Genomic DNA, 24373 nt, shown 5'->3' with positions numbered 1-24373 from the left:
GCCCGGGATCAGTCGTCCTGGTCCTCGCCCTGGTCGTCGCCGTCGCCCTGGTGGCGGCCGGTGGCCTTGGCGAAGACCTGGGAGCTGTCGCCGGCCGGGGCGGCCGCCCCGGCCAGCAGGTCGGTGCTGGTCGAGCCGAAGAGGACGGTGTCGCCGGAGGCGTCCACGAAGGGGAGCTGCGAGGAGCCGTTGCCGGGCGAGCCGTTCGGGGTGGTCGCGACCCGCTCGGTGCGGCCGGTGCGCAGGTCCTGGCGGTAGACGTCCCAGCCCGGGTGCTGGGGGCCGGGCACCAGGTTGTCGGCGGCGGAGTCGAAGTAGACCCAGCGGTTGTCGGCGGTGATCGAGGGGTTGCCGGAGGAGCGGATCGAGCTGGTGCCGGGCAGGCCGCCGCTGACCCTGGTCACCGCGCCCGTCCTCAGGTCCCGGACGTGGAGCACCAGGTGGTAGTGGTGGCCGCCGGTCGAGCCGCCGGGCTCGGGCAGCGCGTAGACGGCGCGCCGCCCGTCGGGGCTGATCGTGGCGTCGAATCCGGCCAGGGCGAACGTGCCGTCGGGGTTCAGGCTCGCGGCGGAGAGCTTCCCGGTGGCCGCGTCGTAGGTGTAGTAGTGCGCGATCGTCGGGTGCGAGGTCAGGGACTGCCCGGCGGGCAGCGCGGCGTCGGCGCCCGGGGCGACCTCCACGTCGGCGGCCGCCGGTTCCTGGGGATCTTCGTGCGGAAGGAGGGCGGAGAGGGAGGAGAAGCCGATCGTGCGGCCGTCCGCGCTGATCGTCGGGTGGAGCGACAGGCTCTCGCCCGGCTTGCCGTCCAGGTCGTGGGAGACCAGCCGGGTCGTCCCGGTCCGGCGGTCGGTGAGGTAGACGTTGTACTTCCAGGTGTAGGGCCTGGTGAGCGAGGGCTCGGGCTCGGGCTCGGCGGTCTCCGGGACGAGGTCCTTCCGGGAGGAGACGAAGGCCACCCAGCGGCCGTCGGCGCTGATCGAGGGCGCGTACGAGGAGTGGTACTTGTCGGTGTCGGGGGTGGCGCCGGCGAGCGAGCGGCTGATCAGCTCGGTGCGGCCGGTCTTGCGGTCGCGGACGTAGAGCTCCTCGCGCCCCGGGACCTGGGCGCCGGACGCCACGTTCGAGGCGTCGCTCTCGAAGGCGACGAAGCGGCCGTTGCCGTTGATCGCGACGTAGTCGGTGGACCCGTCCAGCGCGCTGCCGTCGTCGGCCAGGTTGACCCGCTCGGTGCGGCCGGTGCGCAGGTCCCGGACGAAGGCGTCGTTGCGGCTCTTCGAGGGCTGGGACACCAGGTTCTGGGCCCAGGAGGTGAACAGGGCGTAGCGGCCGTTCGCGCTGAGGCCCTTGCTCCAGGCCTGGTCGTCGGGCGCGGCGCCGTTCAGGCCGACGCTGACCTGGGTGGTGCCGCGCGGCGCCGCGTCGGCCTGGGCGGGTGCGGCGGCGACGGCGAGTGCGACGGCGGCGGCCAGGACGGCGCCGCCGCCTGACAGCAGGCGGTTGCGGGTCGTCCGGGTGGTACGGGTCATAGGTGTCTCCCCTGTGATCGCCCGGCCGGGCTCCCTCCCGGCGACGGGCTCTCGCAGAGCCAATCGCCGGGAGGGGCGGCGGGTCAACGGGCCGGGATGAGCTTGGCGCAAAATACGTCAACTGACCTGTATGGCAAGGGAGTCAGGCCATCACGGGCGACGCAGGAAGACGTCCTGGAAGTCGTTGGGCTCGCCCGGTACCAGGTTGCCGTTGCCGCCGTCGAAGATCACCGTGTCGCCGCTCGCGTCCACGAACGGGTCGAGGGACGAGGTGGTGCTCTGCCCGCCGTCCCGGGTGAGGCTGACCCGTTCGATCCGGCCCGTCCACAGGTCGCGGCGGAACACGTCGGGGGCGCTGTTGGTGTCGCCGGGGACCAGGAAGTCGATGCCGGAGTCGAAGTAGACCCAGCGGCTGTCGGCCGTCATGACGCCGCCGATCGTGTGGCCCTTCGGAGCCTTGCCCGACACCTCGGGGTTGACCGGGGTGACCTTGCCGGTGGCCAGCTCGTGGACGTACAGGTCCCACCGGGCGCCGCCGTGGCCGGGCATTCCGGCGGCGTCCTCCGCGAGGCTGTAGACGGCGTAGCGGCCGTCCGGGCTGATCCGGCCGGCGCGGCTGCCTTCGAGTTCCCCGGCTTCGTTCAGGCTGGCGCCGGTGATCGTGCCGGTGCCGGCCGTCCAGACGTAGGTGGGGTAGGAGCGCGGCCCGCTCGCCAGCCCGGGCGTCCCGTCCCCGGGGTCCGGTCCGGCGGGAGCGGCCGGGAGGAGGTTGCGGGCCTTGGAGGTGAAGGCGACGGTGGAGCCGTCCGCGCTGATCGCCGGGTCGAGCGACTCCCGGTCCGCGGCCTGGCCGTCGGCGCCGACGGTGACCAGCCGGCTGGTGTGGGTCCAGCGGTCGGCGACGTAGACGTTGCGCCTGCCGTGGGTGTCGACGCCGGGGGCGAGGTCGGTGCGGTCGGAGACGTAGGCGACGTAGCGCCCGTTCCCGCTGATGCTGGGGCTGAGGGCGTCGGCGGCGCTCTGGTCGCCGGTGCCGGGCAGGGCGGCGGCGGTGACCAGTTCGGTGTGTCCGGTCCAGCGGTCGCGGACGAAGACATCGCTCGCGTGGGCCGGCTGGCCGGGCACCACGTTGGTCGCGGTGGTGCTGAAGGCCACGTAGCGGCCGTCGCCGCTGATCGAGGCCGTGGTGGTGGGGGCGTTGAGCCGGGAGCCGTCGTCGGCGACGCTGACCCGTTCGAGGTGGCCGTTGCGCAGGTTCCGGACGTAGACCTCGTCCGAGTTCGGGGTGCCCGTGCCGGGCAGCAGGTTGGTCGCGGTCGAGGAGAACAGCGCGGAGCGGCCGTCCGTGCTCAGCCCGAGCGCGGACGAATTCCCGTCCAGGCGCTCGCCCTTGGGGCCTTCGCTGATCCGGGCGGTGTCGCCCTTGGGGGGCTTGGCCTCGGCGGCGGGCATCGCGGCACCGGCCACGGTGGCGGCGATCAGGACGGCGGCGGTACGGGCCAGCCGGCGGTGGCTGCGTGCGGTGGTCATGGATCGTCCTCCCCTGGGGTCGCCCGGCCGGACTCCCTCCCGGCGACGGGCTCTTCGGCGGGAGCCGGTCGCCGGGAGGGCCGGGGACGACGTCGGTGTGCGGTCTCGGCGGAAAATGCTTCAACGGACTTGTACGGAAAGGGAATCAGGCCATCACGGGCGGCGCAGGAAGACGTCCGTGGCGCCGTTGGTGTCACCGGGGACCAGGTTGCCGTCCCCGGCGTCGAAGAGGACCGTGTCGCCGCCTTCGTGGACCCGCGGGTTCTCGGCGGCGGTGTTGCTCTGGCCGCCCTCCCGGGTGAGGCTGACCCGCTCGATCCGTCCGGTCCACAGGTCGCGGCGGAAGACGTCGCTGACGCCGTTGGTGTCGTCGGGCACCAGGTTGTCGGCGGCGGAGTCGAAGTACGCCCAGCGGCCGTCGGCCAGGACGGGGTGGTAGGCGCTCTCGGTGGTCGTGGTGCCCGGCAGGAAGGCGTTCAGCTGGGTGAGCCGGCCGGTGGCGAGTTCCCTGGCGTACAGGTCCATCCGGTAGCGGTAGGAGTTGGGTGCGAGGCGGACGGGCAGGCCGAAGAGGGCGTAGCGCCCGTCGCGGCTGAGCCGGGCTCCGACGCTGACGCCGCGCAGTTGCCCCTCGTCGTCCACGCTGGCGCCGGAGATCGTGCCGGTGTCGGCCCTCCACACGTAGTACGGGTAGAAGCGGGGAGCCGACAGGGGCGCCGCGCCGTCGGCGGGCTCAGCGGCGGGCTCCGGGGCGGCGTGCTCGGCCGGGACCGGGGCCTGTGACCGCAGGTTGCCGGCCCGGGAGGCGAAACCGATGGTGGATCCGTCCGCGCTGATCATAGGGTTGGAGGAGGAGTTGTTGGCGGGCCCGCCGTCCGCGCCGGGGGTGACCAGCCTGGTGGTGCCGGTCCGGCGGTCGGCGAAGAAGACGTTGAAGTAGCGCCCGCTCTGGCCCGGGGCGAGATCGGTGCGGCTGGAGGCGTAGGCGACGTAGCGGCCGTCCCGGCTCAGGGTCGGGTGGTCGGAGTAGCCGTTGTTCCCGCTCCCGCTGCCCGGGGCGTCCGCGGTGATCAGTTCGGTGCTTCCGGTCCAGCGGTCGTGGACGAAGACATCGCTGGGGTGCGCCACCTGGCCGGGGACGACGTTGGTGGCGCTGGTGCTGAAGGCCACGTAGCGGCCGTCGCCGCTGATCGAGGCGTCCGAGGTGGGGGCGTTCAGCCGGGAGCCGTCGGCGGCGACGCTGACCCGCTCGACCTTCCCGTTGCGCAGGTCCCGGACGTAGACCTCGTCCGTGTTCGGGGTGCCGGCCCCGGGCAGCAGGTCGGTGGCGGCCGAGGTGAACAGGGCGAGGCGGCCGTCGTCGCTCAGCCCGAGCGCCTTCGACGGACCGTCGAGCTGTTCGCCCTTGGCGGTCTCGCTGACCCGGGCGGTGTCGCCCTTGGGCGGCTTGGCCTCGGCGGCGGGCATCGCGGCGCCGACCACGGCGGCGGTGATCAGGACGGCGGCGGTACGGGCCAGCCGGCGGCGGGTGCGTGCGGTCGTCATCGATCGTCCTCCCCTGGGGTCGCCCGGCCGGACTCCCTCCCGGCGGCGGGCTCTCGCAGAGCCAACCGTCGGGAGGGCCGGTGGTCAACGGCCGGGGGAGATCCCGTCGGGAAATACGTCAACAGACGTATCCGGCAAGGGAGTCAGGGGTTCAGAGGCGGCGCCGGAAGACGTCCATGGCGGTGTTGGAGACGCCCGGGACCAGGTTGCCGTCGTGGGCGCTGAACAACAGCGTCGTGTCGTCGGCGTCGACCTGCGGGAAGCGGGCGTCGGTGTCGGTCTGCGCGCCGTCCGCCGTGAACGTGACCCGCTCGGTGCGGCCGGTCTCCAGGTCGTGTCGGAAGACGTCGGCCTGCCCGTTGGTGTCGCCGGGGACCAGGTCGGCGACGTCGGAGGCGAAGTACACCCAGCGGTCGTTCAGCGGCATCACCGGGTCGGAGGAGGAGTCGCGGTTGGTGGCGCCGGACAGCGGCTTGCTGACCTTGGTGGTCTTCCCGGTGGCCAGTTCGCGGACGTAGACGTCCTTGTGGACGCCGTGCGAGCCGGGCCGGCCGCCGTCCTCGAAGACGGTGTAGGCCGCGTAGCGGCCGGAGGGGCTGATCCGTCCGTCGGTGCCGGCCTCGGTGAACTCGCCGGCCTCGTCGTAGCTGGCGCCCGTGGTCTTCCCGGTGCGGGCGTCCCAGACGTAGTACGGGTAGGTGCGGATGGCGGCCAGGCCCGCGCGGTCGGCGGCGGCGCCCCGCGGGGCCGGCGCGGTGTCGGCGGTGTCGGCGGCGTCCGCCGCGAGGGCGGCGGGCGGGGTCCGGTCGGCAGGGAGCAGGTTGCCCGCCCGCGAGTTGAAGCCGATGACGCTGCCGTCCGCGCTGATCGTCGGGCGGTAGGAGTTGTTGTCGGCCGGGGTGCCGTCGGCGCCGGTGGTGACCAGGCGGGTGGTGTGGGTCCAGCGGTCGGTGACGAAGACGTTGTACTTGCCGCGGTGCACGCCGGGGGCGAGGTCGGTGCGGTCGGAGGCGTAGACCACGTAGCGGCCGTCGAAGCTGATGGCGGTGTCGAGGGTGTTGCGGCCGCTCTGGTCGTCTCCGGCGCCGGAGACGCCGTCGCCGGCGGTGATCAGCTCGGTGCGGCCGGTCCAGCGGTCCCGGACGAAGACGTCGGTCGGGTGCTTGACCTGCCCGGGCACCACGTTGCCGGCGTAGCTGACGAACACCACGTACCGGCCGTCGCCGCTGATCTCCCCGGTGTAGCTGCCGCCGTCCAGCGAGGAGCCGTCGTCGGCGACGCTGACCCGCTCCAGGTGGCCGTTGCGCAGGTCGCGGACGTAGATGTCGCCCGCGGACCCGGCGCCGCCGGGCAGCACGTCGGCCGCCCACGAGGAGAACAGGGCCAGCCGGCCGTCGCCGCTCAGCCCGAGGGCGAAGGACTCGCCGTGGAACGACTCGCCCTTGGGGCCCTCGCTGACCCGGGCGGTGTCGCCCTTGGGCGGCTTGGCCTCGGCGGCGGGCATCGCGGCGCCGGCCACGGCGGCGGCGACCAGGACGGCGGCCGTACGGGCGAGCCGGCGGCGGGTGCGTGCGGTGGTCATGGATCGTCCTCCCCTGATGACGGTGCCGGGCCCTCGACCCCCGCGGCCCGGTGGGACTGAGCCAAGCGCCGGGCCCGGCGGGCGGTCAACGACCGGGACGGATCTCGTCCGGAAATGCGCTCTCGGTGGTAGGCGCGGCCGAAACCCCCCGACGCCGCTCTTCCGGGATCGCCGGCCGGCCGGCCGCGCCACGCTGGCAGAATTGACCCGTGATCGACGCACGACGGCTGCGGACCCTGCGGGCCGTGGCGGACCACCGCACCGTGACCGCCGCGGCGGCCGCCCTCTACCTGACCCCCTCCGCGGTCTCCCAGCAGCTGGCCGCCCTGGAACAGGAGACCGGCCACCACCTGCTCGCCCGGGAGGGCCGGGGCGTGCGGCTGACCGCCGCCGGGGAGATCCTGCTCGGCCACGCCGACGTGGTGCTCGCCCAGCTGGAGCGGGCCGAGGCCGACCTCGCCGCGTACAGCGCGGGCGTCTCCGGGGAGGTCACCGTGGCCTCCTTCGCCACCGCCATCGCCTCGGTGCTCGCCCCCGCCGTCGGCCTGCTCGCCGAGCGCGCGCCGGGGGTGCGGCTCAAGGTGCTGGACGCCGAGGGCGACGCCAGCCTGCCGATGGTCCTGGACGGCCGGGCCGACCTCGCGGTGGCCGTCGAGTACCGGGGCGCCCCGCGCGCCGACGACGCCCGGCTGACCAGGGTGCCGCTGTACGCCGAGCCCTTCGAGGCCGTGCTGCCGCTCGGCCACCGGCTGGCCGCCGAGTCCGGCCCGCTGGCCGTCGCCGCGCTGGCCGACGAGCCCTGGATCGGCCCGTACCCGGGCAACCCCTGCCACGACGTGGTGCTGCTGGCCTGCGAGCACGCCGGGTTCCAGCCCCGGCTGCTGCACTCCTCTGACGACTTCCGGGCCGTGGTCGCGCTCGCCTCGGCGGGCCTCGGGGTGGCGCTGGTGCCGCGTTCGGCGCTGCGCGGCGTCGACCTCGGGCGGGTCGCGGTGCGCCCGGTGGACAGCGAGCTCGCCACCCGCCGGGTCTTCGCCGCCGTCCGGGCCGGCGCCGACGGCCACCCGCTGATCCGGCCGGTCCTGGACGCCCTGGCCGAGGCCGCCGCCTCGGGCGGGTGAGCCGGCCCGCCTGCGCCGGCCCGGTGGCTCGACGGTGCCCGCCCGGTCAGCCGACGGCCGGTGCGGCGGAGCTGCCGTCGGGGCGGACTCCGGCGAACTCGTCGAGGACGGCCACCCGCAGCTCGTGGGCGCCGTCCGGGCGGCTCTGCTCGTAGTACAGGTACCAGCGGCCGCGGGCGGAGACGAGGTCGGCGTACCGGACGTCCAGCCAGGGGCCGTCCGGGGTCAGGCGCCGCCAGTCGCGCAGGTCGGCGGAGGCGGCGAGGCCGCAGCGCTCCTCGTAGTTGCCGGAGGCGTCGGCCGAGCCGTCGTAGAGCGCGAGCCAGCCGCCCCGGCCGTCCGGGAGGACGGCGGTGATCCGGGACTCGTAGCCGTCCCAGGCGCCGGCCGGGCCGACGTCCAGGGCCTCGGCGGCCCGGCCGGGCGGGGCGGTGACGCGCAGCCCGTCCGGGGACACCGCGAGCGCGGTGGGCTGGACGGTGAGGCCGGTGGTGTGGATGTCGGCGTCGGCGTGGGCGCGGGACCGCTCCTCGGGGGTGAACGGCCGGGCGCGGGAGACGGTGGTGAACAGGTGGACGCCGTTCCCGGTGTCGAGCAGGTACGGGTCCTTGACGCCCTCGGTGCCGGTGCCCGCGGCGGTGAGCACGGGGGTGCGGGCGGCGAGGTCGAAGGACCCGGGGGAGTCGGCGCGCAGGGCGTCGACCCGCCAGCGGTTGTCGGCCGGGTCGACGTAGCTGAGGTGGAGCAGGTAGCCGTCCTCGCGGGGCAGCAGGGCGAGGCGCTCCATCGACGGGGAGCCGAGCTCGTCGCGCCGGACGGACCACAGGTCGTCGAAGGCGATGCCGTCGGTGCTCTCGGCCACGGCGCAGCGCCAGCCCCGGTCGGGCCCGTCCGCGGTGCCGCGCGGACGGCGCTCGCGGTAGGTGAGCAGGAAGCGGTCGAGGTCCGGCTCGTACCGGACGCCGGGGCAGCCGGCCCAGTAGCCGGGTTCGGGGCGCTCGGGGGCGCGGACCAGGTGGGAGCCGCCCAGGTCGGGTGCGGCGGGCAGGGGGGAGTGGGGCATCGGGACCGTCCTTCGGGGGAGGGGGAGGGGGAGGCGAAGAGGGGAGGCAGGGGATCGTGAGGGGATCACCGGGGGTCGGAGAAGTTTCTATCAGATCGATCAAAAGTCTGAGCAGTCCGCGGAAGGCATCGCCCGACCCGCCGACCTGCATCTCACTGCTTCCACCAGCTGATCTTCTGTGAATCCCGTGTTTCGCCCGATGGCGATCACGCGACACCGAACGGCCGACCCTTGACCACCCCCGGGAGATCACGGCTAGCTTCTTCTCACAGTCGATCAAACATCGCCGCCCGCGACCCGAGGAAGCCCACCCCGATGACCGCCCCCACCACCGACGCGCCCGGCTACGCCGGCCTGGGCCTGTACGTCGGCGACCTCCACAACCACTGCGGCATCAGCTACGGCCACGGGAGCATCGAGGACGCCTACGCCAACGCCCGGCTCCAGCTCGACTTCGCCAGCGTCACCGGCCACGGCTGGTGGCCCGACCTGCCCGAACGCACCCCCGAGCTGGCGAGCCTGGTCGACTACCACACCGAGGGCTTCGCCCGGCTGGCCGGGCTCTGGGACCACGTCCAGGACGTCACCGCCGCCGCCCACGAGGACGGCCGCTTCGTCACCTTCCAGTCCTTCGAGTGGCACAGCCTCGCGTACGGCGACCACTGCGTGTACTTCGACGGCCCGCGCGGCGAGATCATCCGGGCGGCCGACCTGGACGAGCTGCGCGCCCGGCTCCGGACGCTCGCCGCGCGGGGCGTCCGGACCTGGGCCCTGCCGCACCACATCGGCTACGGGCCGGCCCGCCGCGGCATCGACTGGGCCTCCTACACCGAGGAGTTCGCCCCGGTGGTGGAGATGGTGTCGATGCACGGCTGCGCCGAGTCCGACGAAGCTCCGCGCACCTACCTGCACACCATGGGCCCGCGCGCCGCCGCCGGGACGGCCGTCCACGGCCTGCGCCTGGGCCACCGCTTCGGGCTGATCGGCTCCACCGACCACCACAGCGCCTTCCCCGGCAGCCACGGACACGGCCGGGTGGCGGTCTGGGCGCCGGAACTGACCCGCGACGGGATCTGGAACGCCGTCCGGCAGCGCCGCACCTACGCGATCACCGGCGACCGCATCCTGCTCGCCACCTCCGTGAACGGCGCGCCGATGGGCGCCGAGGCCGCCTCCGCCGACCGGCGCCGGATCGAGGTCACCGTCCGGGGCCTGGACGCGCTCGACCACGTGGAGGTGCTGCGCAACGGCGTCCCGGTCCACCGGGTCAGCCGCCCCGAACTCCTCGCCGGGGCCGGGGAAGCGGACGCCTTCACCGGGACCCTGGGCTTCGCGGTCGGCTGGGGCCGGCGCGGCGAGCAGGTCCGGTGGGACGTCTGGCTGCGGGTGGAGGGCGGCCGGCTGCTGGACGTCCAGCCCCGGCTGCGCGGCCCGGAGACGGTCGCGCCGGCCGAGGCCGAGCCGGACACCTACCGGCCGTCCGCCTGGGAGCGCACCGGACCGGGCGAGGTCCGGCTGCGGACCGTCACCGACGGCAACCCCAACACGGCCACCGACAGCACCCAGGGCTTCTCCCTGCGGGTCGAGGGCGACGCGCGGACGCGGCTGGTCGCCGTCGTCAACGGCGTCGAGACGGCCCACGCCGTCGGCGAGCTGCTGGCCGGCGCGCGGACCGGCTTCACCGGCGGGTTCGTCTCCGGCGCCTACCGCTTCGACCGGGCCGTGCCGGACCGGGAGGCCACCGCCGACTTCGAGCTGACCGACGAACGCCCGGACGGCGACGGCGACTTCTACCACGTGAGGGTGCGGCAGCTGAACGACCAGTGGGCCTGGTCCAGCCCGACCTGGGTCGGACCGGCCGACTCCTGTCGCCGGGCCGGTTGACCCCTCCCAGGGTCGACCGGCCCGGACCACCGGCCGCCCGTCCCCGCACGAACCCCGAAGGAGAAGAACCATGACCCGCCTCCCCGCCCGCCTCGCCGGCGCAGTGCTCACGGCCGCCCTGGCCGTCGCCGCCGCCGCTCCCGCCCACGCCGCCGCCCCGGCCCCCGCGCCCGCGACGGTGTCCGGCACCGACGTCTTCGCCGACGACTTCGAGTCCGGCACCGTCTCCGCCTGGACCCGCCAGCGGATCGACGGCAACGGCAGCATCACCGTGGCCCCCGCGCCCGGAGGCGGCACCGGCCTGGCCGCCCGCTTCAGCGTGCCGGACGACGGCGCCTCCTACCGCTCCGAGGTCGCCGTCAACTCCCTCGGCTGGGGCAGCTACCGCTTCGCCCTCGCCGACTACCTGCCCGCCGACTGGGTGCGCACCTCCACCGAGACGATCCTCGCCCAGTGGCACGGCTACCCGCTGGCCGACGGCAGCGACACCAAGCCGCCGATCGCGCTGACCGTCAAGGACGGCAGCTGGCGGCTCAAGGTGCACTGGCTGACCGACCCGACCACCGTCCAGGAGGCGGTGATCCCGCTCGGCGACGTGCAGTTCGGCCACTGGAACCAGTGGGCCTTCGACATCACCTGGTCCACCGCCACCACCCCCGGCGCCATCACCGTGTTCCGGGACGGCGCGCAGGTCGGCGCGTACAGCGGCCTCAACAACTACCACCAGAACCAGTCGCCGTACTTCAAGACCGGCATCTACCGGGCCAACTGGAACCCGGCCAAGAACATCCCCTACCCCACCGGCGGCCCCGACGTGGTGGCCTGGAGCGACAGCGTCGTCGTGACCAGGTACTGACCCGCACCCGCCCGATCCGGCCGTACGGCCCACCCGCACCACCCACACCACCCGCACCACCCGCACCACCCGCGTCCCCCGAGAACCGAAGAGGTAGCACCACCATGAGCGACGCAGCCCGTCACCACGGCCTGCCCCGAAGAGGCTTCCTGGGCCTGAGCGCCGGCGCGGTCCTGCTGGCGGCGGGCTGCCGCTCCGCCACCGACGACGCGGCCGGCGGGGCCGCGGCCCCCGCCACCGCCTCCGCGCCGGACCTCCAGATCGTCTACGGCGCCGCCCCCGACCCCACCCAGCTGCTCCACCGCGGCCCGGACACCCCGGTGTTCGTCAACCTGGTGCTCGACCGGCTGGTCGACCTCGACCCGCAGACCCTCCAGCCCGTGCCGTGGCTCGCCACCTCCTGGGAGTGGAGCGCCGACCGCACCCGACTGGTGCTCAAGCTGCGCGAGGACGTCACCTTCCACGACGGCCGCCCGCTCAGCCCGGACGACGTCGTCTTCTCGCTCACCGGCGCGACCAAGACCTCCCAGGTCAAGCCGCTGCTGGAGCGGATCGCCGACATCCGGGCCAGCGCCGCCGACGAGGTCACCCTCACCCTCGCCAAGCCCACCAGCAACCTGTTCGACGCGCTCGCCTTCAACCCCGTGGTGGACGCCCGCGGCTACGTCGACGGCAAGGCCGCCGAGAAGGTCAACGGCACCGGGCCCTTCACCTGGCAGTCGTTCAAGGGCGGCAACCAGCTCGACCTCGCCCGCTACGACCGCTACTGGCAGAGCGGCCGGCCCCACTTCGAGCGGATCACCGTCCGGTCGGTGACCAGCAGCCAGGCCGCGCTGTCCGCCCTCCAGTCCGGGCAGTCCCACCTGATCGGCGCGGTGCCCGGGCGCGACCTCAAGGTGCTCGGCGGGAACCCGGCCTACGCGGTGCAGTCCGCCAAGTCCTCCTACCAGCAGGCGTTCCTCGGCGTGAACGTCACCACCAAGCCCTTCGACGACCGCCGGGTGCGCCAGGCCCTCCAGTACGCGGTGGACCGCGACCGCGTCGTCGCCCAGGTGTACGGCGGCCACGCCGAGGCCAGCAGCCTGCCCTGGCCCTCCCACACCCCCGGCGTCACCCCCGACCAGGTCACCCGCTACCCGCACGACCCGGACAAGGCCCGCGGGCTGCTCCGGGAGGCCGGCGCGGAAGGCACCCGGGTGCCGCTCACCGCCGCCAACTCGCCGGTCTTCGCCTCCCTCGTGGAACTCGTCAAGTACGACCTGGAGCAGGCCGGGTTCGGCGTCGACGTCCAGCTGCTGGACAACGCCGCCATCCAGCCGAAGATCCAGCAGGGCACGCTGGAGGGGCTGTTCATCGCCAACCACGGCATGGTCAGCGTCTCCCCGCTGAGCGGGATCACCGTCTCCGGCCCGCTCCAGGTCGGCCGGAACACCTCGCACGTCACCGACCCCGCCTACGCCGAGCTCCAGACCCGCGCCTTCGCCGCCGTCGACGAGCAGGCCCGAGCGGACGTCAACCACGAACTGTCCGAGTACCTGCTCACGGAGTCCTTCCACATCACCCTCGCCCACGCCTGGGAGACCTACGCGCTGGCCTCCTCGGTGCACGGCGTGGCCACCAGCGCGCTCGGCTACCTGCGGCTCGACGACACCCGCCGCACCGCCTGACGCGTCGCCCCAGGACGACCCCCACCGTCCTGGGCCGGACGCGCCCGGCACCGCCCCGACCACCCGGAGAACCCCCGTGCCCTACTGGACCAGAAAGGCGGCCGGCGCGCTGGCCACGCTCTGGCTCGCCTCCGTCGCCGTCTTCCTGCTGCTCCGCCTCGCCCCCGGCGACCCGGTGTCCGCCGCGCTCGGCGCCGAGGCCGACCAGGAGCAGCGCGACCGGCTCGCCGACAGCCTCGGCGTCGACCGGCCGATGCCCGTCCAGTACCTGGGCTGGCTGCGCGGGCTGCTCACCGGCGACCCGGGCAGTTCCTTCCACTACCGGGAACCGGTCACCCGGCTGATCGGTCAGAGCGTCGGCAGCACCGTCCAACTCGCCCTCGCCGCAGGCCTGCTGATGCTGGTCCTCGGACTGCTGCTGGGCGTCGCCCTGGCCGCCGAGCGCCGCGGCCGGCTCGCCCGGGCGCTCGACCCGCTGGCCACCGCCCTGCTGGCGCTGCCGGTGTACGTCACCGCCGTGCTGTTCGTCTTCGTCTTCGCGGTCCTGCTGCGGGTGCTGCCGGCCGGCGGGGAACGGGACCTGTTCGGCGCGCCGGACCTCGCCGTCCAGTACCTCGCCCTGCCCGCCGTCGCGCTCGCGCTGCCGGGGTCGGCGGTGCTGGCGAGGCTGCTCGCCACCGAACTGCGGCGCACCCGCCAGGAGGAGTTCGTGCTGACCGCCGTCGCCAAGGGGGCGTCACCCCGACGGGTCCTCGCGCGCCACGTACTGCCCAACAGCCTGGCGCCGTTCTGCGTCGAGTTCGGCCTGCACCTGGGCGAACTGCTGGGCGGCGCGGTCGTCGCCGAACAGCTCTTCGCCCGCCACGGGCTCGGCCAGTTGCTGCTGGACGCCATCAACCAGCGGGACTATCCCGTCGCCCAGACCCTGATCATGCTCGCGATCGCGGTCGCCGTACTCGTCCAGCTCGGCTCCGAGCTGCTGGTCGGCCGGCTCGACCCGCGGATCGCCCGGGCCGGCACCGGGGAGGACCGATGACCACCACCGCCTCCGCTCCCGCACCCCGCCGCCGCCCAGCGCTGCCGGCACTCCCGGCCGCGCTGCGCACCCGTCGCGGGCGCACCGGCACGCTGCTCGTCCTCGCGGTGGTGCTGCTGGGACTGCTCGGCCCGCTGCTCGCCGCCGACCCCTACCAGCAGGGCCCGGACGCCCTGGCCGGGCCCTCGGCGGCCCACCTGCTGGGCACCGACGAGGTCGGACGGGACCTGCTCGCCCGGGCGCTGGCCGGAATCCGCACCGAGCTGCTGGTCTGCCTGCTGGCCGTCCCGGCGGCCGCCGTGCTGGGCACCGCGCTGGGCCTGCTGGGCGGCCTGAACCGGCTGCTCGGCGAGGCCGTCCAGCGGCTGTTCGACCTGCTGCTCGGGCTCCACGGACTGCTGCTCGGCCTCGCGCTCGCCCTGCTGGTGCGTCCGGGCCTGGGCAGTGTGGTGGCCACCATCGTGCTCAGCGCGCTGCCCTCCTTCGGCCGCCAGGCGCGGGCCGCCCTGCTCTCCCAGCTGGCCCGCGACCACGTGGTGGCGGCCCGGGTGCTCGGCGTGCCGCGCGGCCGCGTCCTGCGTCGCCACGTGCTGCCGAACGTGGTCGACGCCACGACCGCGCTGCTGGCCGTGGCGATGGCGAACGCCGTGAAGATCGAGGGCGGGCTGAGCGTGCTCGGCCTCGGCATCCAGCCGCCCGCGCCCTCGCTCGGCACGATGATCAACACCGGCTCCAAGTACCTCTTCCTGTACCCGGGTTACGCCCTGGCGCCGGTCGCCCTGCTCGGGCTGCTGGTGTTCGGCCTGACCCTGCTCGCCGACTCGTTCAACCGGGAGAGACTGCGGTGACCACGACCGAGACCGTCCAGGACCCGAGCGCCGCCGTCGTGCCGGGCGCGCCGTTGCTGGAGGTGCGCGGCCTGCGCGTCGCGGCCGGCGGCGGCGAGGCCGTGCGCGGGGTGGACTTCACCGTGCGGCCGGGCGAGATCCTCGGCCTGGTCGGCGAGTCCGGCTCCGGCAAGACCCTCACTGCCCTGGCCGTCAACCGGATGCTGCCGCCGGGCTGCCGCACCACGGCCGGCACCGTCCGGTTCGACGGCACCGACCTGCTCGCGCTGCCCGAGCCCGCCGTGCGCGCGGTGCGCGGCCGCCGGATCGGCATGGTCTTCCAGGACCCGCTGGCCTACCTCAACCCCCGGATGCCGATCGGCCGCCAGCTCGCCGAGGCCGCCCTCGTCCACGGGGCGAGCCGCCGCGAGGCCCGGGCCCGGGCGCTCGACCTGCTCGACCTGGTCGGCATCGACGGGGCCGCGCGCCGCTACCGCGACCGGCCGCACGAGTTCTCCGGCGGCATGCGCCAGCGGGTGCTGATCGCGATGGCGATGGCCAACCGGCCCGAGCTGCTGATCGCCGACGAGCCGACCACGGCGCTGGACCCCAGCACCCGGGTGGAGATCCTGGACCTGCTGGTCCGGCTGCGCGACGAGACCGGCACGGCCGTCCTGCTGATCACCCACGACCTCGGCGTGGTGGCCCGCGGCTGCGACACCGTCCAGGTGATGTACGCCGGGCGGATCGTCGAACGGGCCCCGAAGCGCGACCTGCTGGGCGGACCGCGACACCGGTACACCGCGGGGCTGCTGGCCGGGGTGCCCCGGCTGGACGGCCCGCCCGGCGTACCGCTCACCGTGATCGGAGGGCGCCCACCGGCGGTCGGCGAGGCACCGGCCGGCTGCGCCTTCGCCCCGCGCTGCGCGGCCGCCGTCGAGCGCTGCGCGAGCGAGGCGCCGCCGTGGTCGGGCGGCGGCGAGTCCGGCTTCGCCTGCCATCTTCCGGTGTCCCACGCCATGGTGACGGATCGTCAGCCGGCGGCCGTGGAGCGGGAGGTGGAGCCGGCCGCGGAGCCCGTCCTGGTCGCCGAGGACCTCACCGTCCGCTACGGCCGGCGACGGCCCCCGGCCCTGGAGGGGGTGAGCCTGAGCGCCGCGCCCGGCCGGGCGGTGGGAGTGATCGGCGAGTCCGGCTCCGGGAAGTCCACCCTGGCCCGGGCGCTGCTCGGACTGCTGACCCCGCAGGGCGGGACGGTCCGGGTGGCGGGCCGCTCCTGGGTCGAGGCCGGCCGTGCCGAGGAGCGCGAGCTGCGGCGCCGGGTGCAGATGGTCTTCCAGGACCCGTACGCCTCGCTCAGCCCCCGGATGACCGTGCGCGAGGCGCTGGCCGAACCGCTGGCCGCCCACGGTCTGCGGGACCGGCGGGAGCCGGGTGACCTGTGCGAACTGGTCGGCCTGCCCGAGGCGGTGCTCGACGCCCGGCCGCACCGCCTCTCCGGCGGCCAGCGCCAGCGGGTCGCGATCGCGCGCGCCCTCGCCGTCGGCCCGCGGGTGCTGGTCGCCGACGAGCCGACCTCGGCCCTGGACGTCTCGGTCCAGGCGCAGATCCTCAACCTCTTCGCCGACCTGCGCGAACGGACCGGCGTCGGGCTGGTGTTCATCTCGCACGACCTCGCGCTGGTCCGGCACCTGTGCGACGAGGTGCTGGTGCTGCGGCACGGCCGGGTGGTCGAACGGGCCCCCGCCGCCGAGCTGTTCGCGGCCCCCGCCCACCCGTACACCCGGGAGCTGCTGGCGGCCGCCGGCTCCCCGATCCCGTCCCGCCCCTGACCCGCCCCTGACCCGACCCTGGAGAACCATGCCTACCGTGCCCCCTTCGCGTCGCCAACTCCTGCTCGGCACCGGCGCGGTGGCCGCGCTCTCGGCCCTCGGGCCGGTCGGGGCCGCCGCCGCCACCGGGCCGGAGGTGACCGGACTCGGCCCCGGGAACGCCGACTTCCCGCTGATGAGCGCGACGCTGATCGGTGAGACCCTGTGGATCGGGTCGCGCAACCTCGCCCCCGCCCGGGTGATCGGCTACCACCTGCCGACCGGCCGGGTGACCGCCACCGTCGAGCTGCCCACCGGCAACTTCGTCCAGGGCTCGGCCGCCCGGGACGGCGTGCTCCACCTCGGCGTCACCGACGCCCCCGGCGCGGCCAACCTCTACCGCTACGACGGCACGCTGACCGCGCTCGGCACCGTCCCCGGCGCCGACGTGCGCGACGTGGCCCTCGCGCCCGACGGAACGCTCTACGCGACCGGACGGCAGAAGGGCCGGGCCGCCGGCCCCGGGCTGTACGCCTGGGACCCGGCCACCGGCGCCGTCACCGAGGTCGCCTCCCCGGCGCCGAACGCCACCCAGGGCCGCGCCGTCGCGGCCACCGCGACCCACGCCTACCTCGGCGTCGGCAGCAACCTCGCGGGCGGCGGCGGGGCGACCCGGGCGAGCCTGTTCGCCGTCGAGCGGGCCACCGGCACCGTCACCGACATCACCCCGCCCGACCTGCGGGGCGACACGATCATCCGCCGGATCACCGTCCTCGGCGACGACCTGCTGGCGGTGTCCACCGAGGGCGCGCCCGCCCACGTGGCGCTGCTCGACCCGGCGGGCCACCGGGTGCTGCGCTCCTTCGCCGTCCCCGGCACCAAGAGCGTCACCAACTTCCAGCGCCGGGGGGACACCCTCTGGTTCACCTCCACCGAGCACGGCGTGCTGTGGCGCCACGACCTCGCCACCGGCGCGCTGGAGCAGCTCGCGGTCCCGGTGCCGGACGGCAACTCCTGGGGACTCGGCCGGCTCGGCGACACCCTCGCGGGCGTCACCGAGGGCGGCACCGTGTGGACCCTGGACCTCGGCACCGGGGCCGTCGCCACCCGGGACCTGGTGGAGGCGGGGGCACCCGCCGCCGCCCAGCTCGGCATGTCGGTGGCGGCCCGCGCCGGGCGGGTGTACGTCGGCGGCAACGGCTCGCTCGCCCTGCACGACCTGGCCGCCGGAACCGTCCGCAAGCTCCCGGTGCCGGGCGAGGCCAAGGACACCCTGGTCCTCGACGACGGCACCCTCTACCTGGGCGTCTACTCCTCGCAGGGCATCTGGCGCTACCGTCCGGGCGTCGACCGGGCACCCGTCCAGGAGGCGGCGCTGCCCCAGGAACAGAACCGGCCGCAGGCGATCAAGCTGGACCCGGACAGCGGGCTGCTGCTGCTCGGCGTCCAGGCCGACACCACCGGCGGCGGCTCCTTCGTCACCTACCGCCCGGGCAGCGGCCGGCCCACGGTGCACACCGACCCGCTCGGCCCCGAGCAGCTGGTGCGGGCCGTGGCCGTCGGGCAGGGACAGGCCTTCCTCGGCGGCGACAACGCCCGGCCCACCGGCCCGCGCGGCGACCTGGCCGCCTGGGACCCGGTGGCCGGCCGCGAGCTGTGGCGCACCGCGACCGACCTGGGCGCGGGCGTCAGCAGCCTCGCGGTGCTCGGGCACACCCTGTACGGCCTGACGGTGGACGGCCGGGCGTTCACCGTCGACCTGCGCGGATCGCGGCGGCCCGGGTTCGCGCCCGTGGTCGGGCGGCGGGCCGACCTGAGGGCGGTGTCCGGCGCCAACCCGCGGCTGCTGGCCGTCGGAGGGAAGCTGTACGGGGTCAGCGAGCGCACCCTGTTCCGGCTGGACCGCGACACCCTGGCCGCCACCGTGCTGGTCCGGCTGGACGCCGAGTGGTACAGCGGCGCCCGGCTGGCCGCGGACGAGGACGGTGTGCTCTACACGCTGCGCGGGCGCGAGCTGATCGCCGTCCGCCCGTAGGACGTCGCGGGACACGGTGCGAGGGGCCGGCCCGAACGGGCCGGCCCCTCCGTCGTCGGCCCCTCCGTTGCCTGCTCGTCCGCCGTCGGGCCCCTCCGTCGTCGGACGCTCAGTCCGCGGCGCGCGGGACGAAGCGCGCGAACGGGTCGCCGGCCCGTTCGGAGTGCTGGGACAGCAGGGCCCGGAACCGGTCGAGCAGCGCCGCGTGCCGGGCGTCGACCGCGAGGTTGACCAGCTCGCCGGGGTCGGCGGCGAGGTCGAAGAGCTGCTCCCGGTGGTCGCCCCAGGCGTAGCAGACGTACTTGTGGCGCCCGGACCGGACCATCCGGCCCAGGGCGTTGTTGAAGCCGGGTATCTCCCAGCGGGTCTCCACCACCACGCTGTCGTGCGGCCGCGGCGCGCGGACGCTGCGGCCGGGCAGCCCGTCCGGCGCCTCGACGCCGGCCAGGTCGCAGAGCGTCGGGATGAGGTCGAGCCCGGCCGCGACCAGCCGCTCGTCGACCGCGCCGGCGGGCAGCCCGGGAGCGGTGACCACCAAGGGCACCCGCACGCACTCCTCGTACAGGGCCCACTTCTGGTTCCAGCGGTGGGCGCCCGCGCCGTCGCCGTGGTCGGAGCTGAACACCACCACGGTCTCCCGGTTCCCGCCGCGGTCCGCGAGGGCCGCCAGCAGCAGGCCGATGTGGTGGTCCACCCGCTCCACCAGGGCGTAGTAGGCGTGCCGGTAGCGGCGCCAGTCGTCCTCCCGCCACTCGGCGGTCGGGTGGGTGTGCGGCTGGGCCAGCCGGGCCAGCCGGGGCAGCGCCGGATCGTACGGTCCGACCGGGAAGTTGGGCGGCAGCGGCGGGAGTTCGGGGACGGGCGGGGCGGGCGGCAGCGGGCCGGTGCGCGGGTCCTGGCCGCGCGCCCACTCGCAGATGCCGTGCGGCTCCAGGAAGGAGGCGACCAGCAGGAACGGCTGGTCGCGCGGTGCCCGGACGAACGCGGCGGCGGCGCGGGCCAGCCCGGCGTCGTCCCCGCCGGCCGGGTGGATCCGGCGGAAGCCCCGGTCGGCGGGCAGGTCGAGCTCCGGCAGGTGCCACTTGCCGCCGTAGCCGCAGTCGTAGCCGGCCTCGGTGAACAGCCGCCCCAGCAGCGGGTCCTCGGGGCCGCCGGTGTTGCCGGTGACGCCGACGGTGCTGGGAAGCCGGCCGGTCATCAGGCTGGCCCGGGACGGGGTGCAGAGCGGCTGGGCGCAGTAGGCGTTGGGGTAGCGGGTACCGGCGGCGGCGAGCGCGTCCATCGCGGGGGTGCGCAGGTACGGGTTCCCGGCGGCGCTCATCGCGTCCGCGGTCTGCTGGTCCGTCAGGATCAGCACCACGTCGGGGCGGTGCCTCGGCAGAAGGTCCGGCATGGGTCAGGCCATCCGTTCGTAGGTGTGCGGGTCGAGTGCCCGGCGCAGCGGCGCGCCGCTCAGCCAGCGCTCGAACTCGCCGACGACCAGGTCGCCGAGGCGCCGGCGCTCCAGCCCCCGGCTGCCGGCCAGGTGCGGGGTGACCACCACGTTGGGCAGGGTGAACAGCGGTGAGCCGGGCAGCGGTGGCTCGGGGTCCGTGACGTCCAGCACGGCGAAGAGGTCCGGGCGTTCGGCGAGGACCGCCAGCAGCGCGGGCTCGTTCAGGACGGCTCCGCGCGAGGTGTTGACCAGCGTGGCGCCGGGCTTCATCGAGCCGAGCAGCCGCCGGCCGACGAGAGCGCGGGTCGCGGGGAGCAGCGGGGTGTGCACGCTCACCACGTCGGCGGTGGCGAAGAGTTCGTCCAGGCCGACGGCGCGCACCCCGGGCGGCACCGGGGCGTAGGGGTCGTGGGCGATGACCCGGAGGTCGTAGCCGCGCAGCATCTCGCAGACCAGCCGCCCGGTCGCGCCGAGCGACAGCACGCCGACCGTGGCGCCGTAGCCGCCGGGGGTGCGGGTGGCCGGGACGGCGGCGCGGGCGGCTCGGGCGGCGAGGACGTGGCGCCAGCCGCCCTTGAGGGCGTAGACGATCTGGGCCACGGTGAACTCCGCGACCGGGACGGCGTTGGCGTGCGCGGCGGTGACGATCGGTATGCGCGCCGCCCAGAACGCCTCGCCGGCGATCCGGCGCACCGAGCCGGCGGCGTAGAGCACCAGCCGCAGCCGGGGGAGTCGGGCCAGCGCGGGGGCGTCCAGGACCGGGCCGCCCCAGCCGGTGAACAGCACCTCGACGCCGCGCAGCGCCTCCGGTGCGGCGGCCAGCCGCTCGGCGCTCCACACTCCGTCGGGCGCGGCCTGGTCGGCCAACACCTCGGCCCGGGCGGCGACCCGGGCGCGGGCCTCGGGGCCGTAGACGTCGGGGAAGCGCTCCGGGTCCATCGCGAAGGCGGCGGTGGGCATCCGGTTCTCCTCGGGTCGCTGACGCACAAGGAGTTTCTATCATAGTGAGAAATAGTCGGCCCGGTCGGTGGCGGTGGGGCGGTGGCGGGGAAGCGGTGGGGCAGCCGGCGGGCGAGGGGCCTCAGCGGGTGATGAACGTGGCCCCGTCCGCGAGCCGGACGGCCGCCGCGGCCGCGCCCACCAGCTCGGTGGTCGTGCTGTGCACCACCACCAGACGCGGCAGCACCGGGACCCGCCCCTGCAACCGGCTCTCGATCGCGGCCGGCAGCTCGCCGCCGCTCTCCCAGAACAGCCGCCCGCCGAGGGCGATCAGCTCCGGCGCCAGCACCGCGCTGAGATTGGCCACCAACAGCGCCAGGTCGTCCGTGAGTTCGCCGATCAGCCGCACCGCCGCCGGATCGCCCTCCCGCCCCAGCCGGAACAGTCCCGCCACCCGCTCGGCCGGGCCGCCGGACACCGTCAGGCCCGCCTCGGTGATCCGCCGGTCCACCGCGTGGTCGCCGATCCTCGCCTGGGTGTCGCCGGTCCGCCCGAGCGGCCGGTCCAGCGCCGAGTGCCCGGCCATCAGGTGGCCGAGCGCCCCGGCCGCGCCCAGCCGGCCGCGGTGCAGCCGGCCCTCCAGCACGATCCCGGCGCCGACCTCGATGCCCACCACGACCGCCGCCAGGTCGCTCACCCCGGAGGCGGCCGGCGACTCCCGGACGGCCAGCGCGACCAGGTTGACGTTGCTCTCGACCGCCACCGGCACGCCGTAGCGCTCCTGGAGCAGCACCCCCAGGCGCAGTCCGGGCCAGTCCAGCGCCGGCGCGAACTCCACCAGCCCGGTGCGGTCCCGGACCACCCCGGGCACGCCCACGACGAGGGCGCGGGGAGCGCCCGCGTGCCGTCCGGCCCAGTCCCGCAGGCCGTCCACCAGCGCGAGCAGCGGGCCGGTCAGGTCCTCGGCGGCGATCTCCCGCGGCCGGTCCGGGCCGGGGAACGCCCAGTGGTGCTCGGCCTCGTGCAGCACCGTGCCGTCCAGGGCGGCGACCACGCCGACGATCCGGCGCGGGCGCACCGCGATCGCCAGCACGGTCTGCGCGCGGGCGTTGTAGCGGATCAGCTGGGGCGGCCGGCCGCCGCTGGACGGCGCCCGCTCCGTCTCCACCTCCACCAGCCCCTCGGCCCGCAGCACCTCCACCAGCCGGTGCACGGTCGCGGTGCTCAGCCCGCTCTCGGCGGCCAGCCGCTGCCGGGACAGCGTGCCGTGCCGGCGCAGCACCTCCAGCAGGACGGTCTGGTTCACCTGGGCGACGGTCTGCGTCGTGGCGGTGGCGGGGGTACGGCTCGGGGGCATCGGGGGCTCCTCGGACCGGGGCGGGCCCGGGCGGGTCAGGACTTTGTCTCAGCTCGAATATATCCTTGGCCGGGCCTTCCCCAGGCCGTCCACGGCCTTCCCTCCCCGCGCCCTCCCCGCGCCCTCCCCGCACCCTTCTCCGGCCGCTTCCGGCCGTCCGACACGCCACGGAGCCGTCATGCCGCTCGCCTACTCCACGCTCGGCGTCCCCGGGCTCCCCCTGGCCGAGGCCGCCCGACTGGCCGTCGACCACGGCTGGGCGGGGCTCGAACTGCGCTGCGCCGAGGGCGAGTCCGTCCACCCCGCGATGACCGGGCCGGAACGCCGCGCCGCCGCCCGCACCCTGCGGGCCCACGGCCTCACCCCCCTCGCGCTCGCCTCCTACGTCGGCGTCGCCGCCCCCGGGACGGACGCCCCGGTGACGGACGCGCTGCGCACCCACCTGCGCCTCGCCGCGGACCTGGGCGCGTCCGCCGTCCGGGTCTTCCCCCGGGGCGGCGACGGCCCCCGGGCCGAGGCCGACGACCGGGCCGTGCGGCGGCTCACCGCCGTCGCGGAGGAGGCACGGCGGCTCGGTGTGCGCGTCCTGGTCGAGACCCACGACTCCCACCGGAGCGGACGGGCGGTGGCTGGACTGCTGGAGCGCGTCGCCCACCCCGCCGTCGGCGCCCTGTGGGACCTGATGCACACCCACCTCGCCGCCGAGACCCCCGCCGAGTCCCATGCCGCGCTGGCGCCGTACCTCGGGCACGTCCAGGTCAAGGACATCGCCGGCCCGCGGGACCGCACCCCGCTCCCGCTGGGCACCGGCGTCCTGCCGATCACCGACTGCCTGCGCCTGCTGGCGCCGGAGGCCTGGGTCTGCTGGGAGTACGAGGCCCCCTGGCATCCGGCCGCCGCCCCGCTGCCTCCGCTGCTCCGGTCGGGCGCGGCCTTCCTCGCGGCGGCCGCCCGGTCGAGCTGACGCCGGCCCGGCGCGGGAGGTCCGCCCGGCGCGGGAGGCCGGCCCGGCCGACGTCCCGCGCGCGTCGTGGCCGGGCGGCCTCGCGCGGTGCTCGTGGGCCCGGGCGGCCCGCCCGGAGACCGGGCCCGACCGGCCCACACCCTAGGGTGTACCCGGACGACCACCCCACCCGCAGGAGGCCCGATGAACGCGCGCGCAGTGACCGAGACCCCGCTCCCGGTCGGGGTGATCGGCCTCGGCGACATCGCGCAGAAGGCCTACCTGCCGGTGCTCACCGCGCTGCCCGGGCTCGACCTGCGGCTGATGACCAGGGACGCGGCCAAGCTGGACCGGATCGGCGAGGCCCACCGGATCGCCCCCGAGCACCGCTTCACCGACCTCGACGCGCTGATCGGCAGTGGCATCGGGGCCGCGTTCGTGCACGCCGCCACCGCCGCGCACGTCCCGGTCGTCGAGCGGCTGCTCACCGCCGGGGTGGACGTCTTCGTGGACAAGCCGCTCGACTACACCCTGGACGGCGCCCGCAAGCTGGTCGACCTCGCCGACCGCACCGGCCGCTCGCTGATGGTCGGCTTCAACCGCCGCCACGCGCCCGGCTACGCCCAGGCCAAGGAGCGCCCGCGCGACCTGATCGTGCTCCAGAAGAACCGCGAGGGCCTGGCCGAGACCGCCCGCACCCTGGTGTACGACGACTTCATCCACGTCGTGGACGTGCTGCGCTTCCTGGCGCCCGGTGAGATCGAGCACGTCGACGTCCGCTCGCGGGTGCGGGACGGACTGGTCGAGCACGTGGTGCTCACCCTCGGCGGCGAGGGCTTCACCGCCCTGGGCGTCATGAACCGGGTCTCCGGCTCCACCGAGGAGGTGCTGGAGGTCTCCGGCGGCGACTCCAAGCGCGAGGTGCGCAACCTGGCCGAGGTGGTCGACCACCGCGGCCAGCCGACTGTCCGCCGCCGCGGCGACTGGGTGCCGGTGGCCCGTCAGCGCGGCATCGAGCAGTGCGTGCTGGCCTTCCTGACGGCCGTCCGCACCGGGCAGCGGCTGGACGCCCACGACGCGTTGCGCACCCACGAGCTGTGCGAGCTGGTCGTCGAGCGGATCGAGTCTTCCTGGGAGTCCGCTGGGAGCGGGCTGTGAGAAGCTGGGGCTGAGCACCCGTCACGTCACCCCCAGGGAACCAGCCGTTCACCGATCA

General features: G+C 75.3%; 18 protein-coding genes. 10 read left to right on the top strand and 8 right to left on the bottom strand.

Annotated elements, in window-relative coordinates:
- Positions 1–8: 8 nt before the first annotated feature.
- From ACFRMQ_RS05045 to ACFRMQ_RS05030, 4 genes are all read right to left on the bottom strand, one after another.
- Entirely contained in the window at positions 9–1526 is a 1518-nt protein-coding gene (locus ACFRMQ_RS05045) for a TolB family protein (RefSeq protein ID WP_380727031.1), read from the bottom strand.
- Positions 1527–1676: 150 nt separating this feature from the next.
- On the bottom strand, positions 1677–3056 hold the full coding sequence (locus tag ACFRMQ_RS05040) for a TolB family protein (protein WP_380727029.1): 1380 nt from the start codon (positions 3054–3056) through the stop codon (positions 1677–1679).
- A gap of 153 nt (positions 3057–3209) precedes the next feature.
- Complete coding sequence (locus ACFRMQ_RS05035) at positions 3210–4601, bottom strand: hypothetical protein (protein ID WP_380727027.1); 1392 nt, start codon at positions 4599–4601, stop codon at positions 3210–3212.
- A gap of 151 nt (positions 4602–4752) precedes the next feature.
- Complete coding sequence (locus ACFRMQ_RS05030) at positions 4753–6183, bottom strand: hypothetical protein (protein WP_380727025.1); 1431 nt, start codon at positions 6181–6183, stop codon at positions 4753–4755.
- A 209-nt stretch (positions 6184–6392) separates the two neighbouring features.
- On the opposite strand from ACFRMQ_RS05030, the gene ACFRMQ_RS05025 reads away from it, so the two are divergent.
- A complete protein-coding gene (locus ACFRMQ_RS05025) occupies positions 6393–7304 on the top strand; it encodes a LysR family transcriptional regulator (RefSeq protein WP_380727023.1) in 912 nt (303 codons plus the stop codon).
- Positions 7305–7350: 46 nt separating this feature from the next.
- Here the strand turns inward: ACFRMQ_RS05025 and ACFRMQ_RS05020 are convergent, their stop codons facing one another.
- On the bottom strand, positions 7351–8367 hold the full coding sequence (locus tag ACFRMQ_RS05020) for a hypothetical protein (RefSeq protein WP_380727021.1): 1017 nt from the start codon (positions 8365–8367) through the stop codon (positions 7351–7353).
- A gap of 315 nt (positions 8368–8682) precedes the next feature.
- Between ACFRMQ_RS05020 and ACFRMQ_RS05015 the strand changes: the two genes are divergently transcribed.
- The 7 genes from ACFRMQ_RS05015 (at position 8683) to ACFRMQ_RS04985 (ending at position 18483) form a co-directional block, all read left to right on the top strand.
- Positions 8683–10251, top strand: a complete 1569-nt coding sequence (locus ACFRMQ_RS05015) for a DUF3604 domain-containing protein (protein ID WP_380727019.1) — start codon at positions 8683–8685, stop codon at positions 10249–10251.
- A 70-nt stretch (positions 10252–10321) separates the two neighbouring features.
- Entirely contained in the window at positions 10322–11107 is a 786-nt protein-coding gene (locus ACFRMQ_RS05010; protein ID WP_380727017.1) for a heparin lyase I family protein, read from the top strand.
- 104 nt (positions 11108–11211) lie between these two features.
- Positions 11212–12774, top strand: coding sequence for an ABC transporter substrate-binding protein (locus tag ACFRMQ_RS05005; RefSeq protein WP_380727015.1), 1563 nt, complete (start codon positions 11212–11214; stop codon positions 12772–12774).
- A 76-nt stretch (positions 12775–12850) separates the two neighbouring features.
- A complete protein-coding gene (locus ACFRMQ_RS05000) occupies positions 12851–13810 on the top strand; it encodes an ABC transporter permease (protein WP_380727013.1) in 960 nt (319 codons plus the stop codon).
- On the top strand, positions 13807–14658 hold the full coding sequence (locus ACFRMQ_RS04995; RefSeq protein ID WP_380727011.1) for an ABC transporter permease: 852 nt from the start codon (positions 13807–13809) through the stop codon (positions 14656–14658). Before ACFRMQ_RS05000 ends, ACFRMQ_RS04995 begins: the two co-directional genes overlap by 4 nt.
- The gene (locus ACFRMQ_RS04990) at positions 14655–16469 is read left to right on the top strand and encodes a dipeptide ABC transporter ATP-binding protein (protein WP_380727009.1); all 1815 of its coding nucleotides are present in this window, start codon (positions 14655–14657) and stop codon (positions 16467–16469) included. The genes ACFRMQ_RS04995 and ACFRMQ_RS04990 overlap by 4 nt, the downstream gene beginning before the upstream one ends.
- Before the next feature lie 37 nt (positions 16470–16506).
- Positions 16507–18483, top strand: a complete 1977-nt coding sequence (locus tag ACFRMQ_RS04985) for a hypothetical protein (protein WP_380727007.1) — start codon at positions 16507–16509, stop codon at positions 18481–18483.
- A 109-nt stretch (positions 18484–18592) separates the two neighbouring features.
- On the opposite strand, the gene ACFRMQ_RS04980 is transcribed toward ACFRMQ_RS04985, so the two are convergent.
- From ACFRMQ_RS04980 to ACFRMQ_RS04970, 3 genes are all read right to left on the bottom strand, one after another.
- Entirely contained in the window at positions 18593–19876 is a 1284-nt protein-coding gene (locus ACFRMQ_RS04980) for a sulfatase (protein WP_380727005.1), read from the bottom strand.
- A gap of 3 nt (positions 19877–19879) precedes the next feature.
- Entirely contained in the window at positions 19880–20905 is a 1026-nt protein-coding gene (locus ACFRMQ_RS04975) for a hydroxyacid dehydrogenase (protein ID WP_380727003.1), read from the bottom strand.
- A 94-nt stretch (positions 20906–20999) separates the two neighbouring features.
- Positions 21000–22214, bottom strand: coding sequence for an ROK family protein (locus ACFRMQ_RS04970; RefSeq protein ID WP_380727001.1), 1215 nt, complete (start codon positions 22212–22214; stop codon positions 21000–21002).
- 178 nt (positions 22215–22392) lie between these two features.
- On the opposite strand from ACFRMQ_RS04970, the gene ACFRMQ_RS04965 reads away from it, so the two are divergent.
- Both ACFRMQ_RS04965 and ACFRMQ_RS04960 read left to right on the top strand, forming a co-directional pair.
- A complete protein-coding gene (locus ACFRMQ_RS04965; protein WP_380726999.1) occupies positions 22393–23178 on the top strand; it encodes a sugar phosphate isomerase/epimerase family protein in 786 nt (261 codons plus the stop codon).
- 183 nt (positions 23179–23361) lie between these two features.
- Positions 23362–24315 (top strand): Gfo/Idh/MocA family protein, encoded by a 954-nt coding sequence (locus ACFRMQ_RS04960; RefSeq protein WP_380726997.1) that lies wholly within the window; start codon positions 23362–23364, stop codon positions 24313–24315.
- The last annotated feature ends 58 nt before the right edge of the window (positions 24316–24373 follow it).

Source organism: Kitasatospora sp. NPDC056783, assembly GCF_042789895.1.
Classification (GTDB): domain Bacteria; phylum Actinomycetota; class Actinomycetes; order Streptomycetales; family Streptomycetaceae; genus Kitasatospora.
Note: the sequence above shows the minus strand (reverse complement) of the source record. Positions and strands in the feature narration are given on the sequence as shown.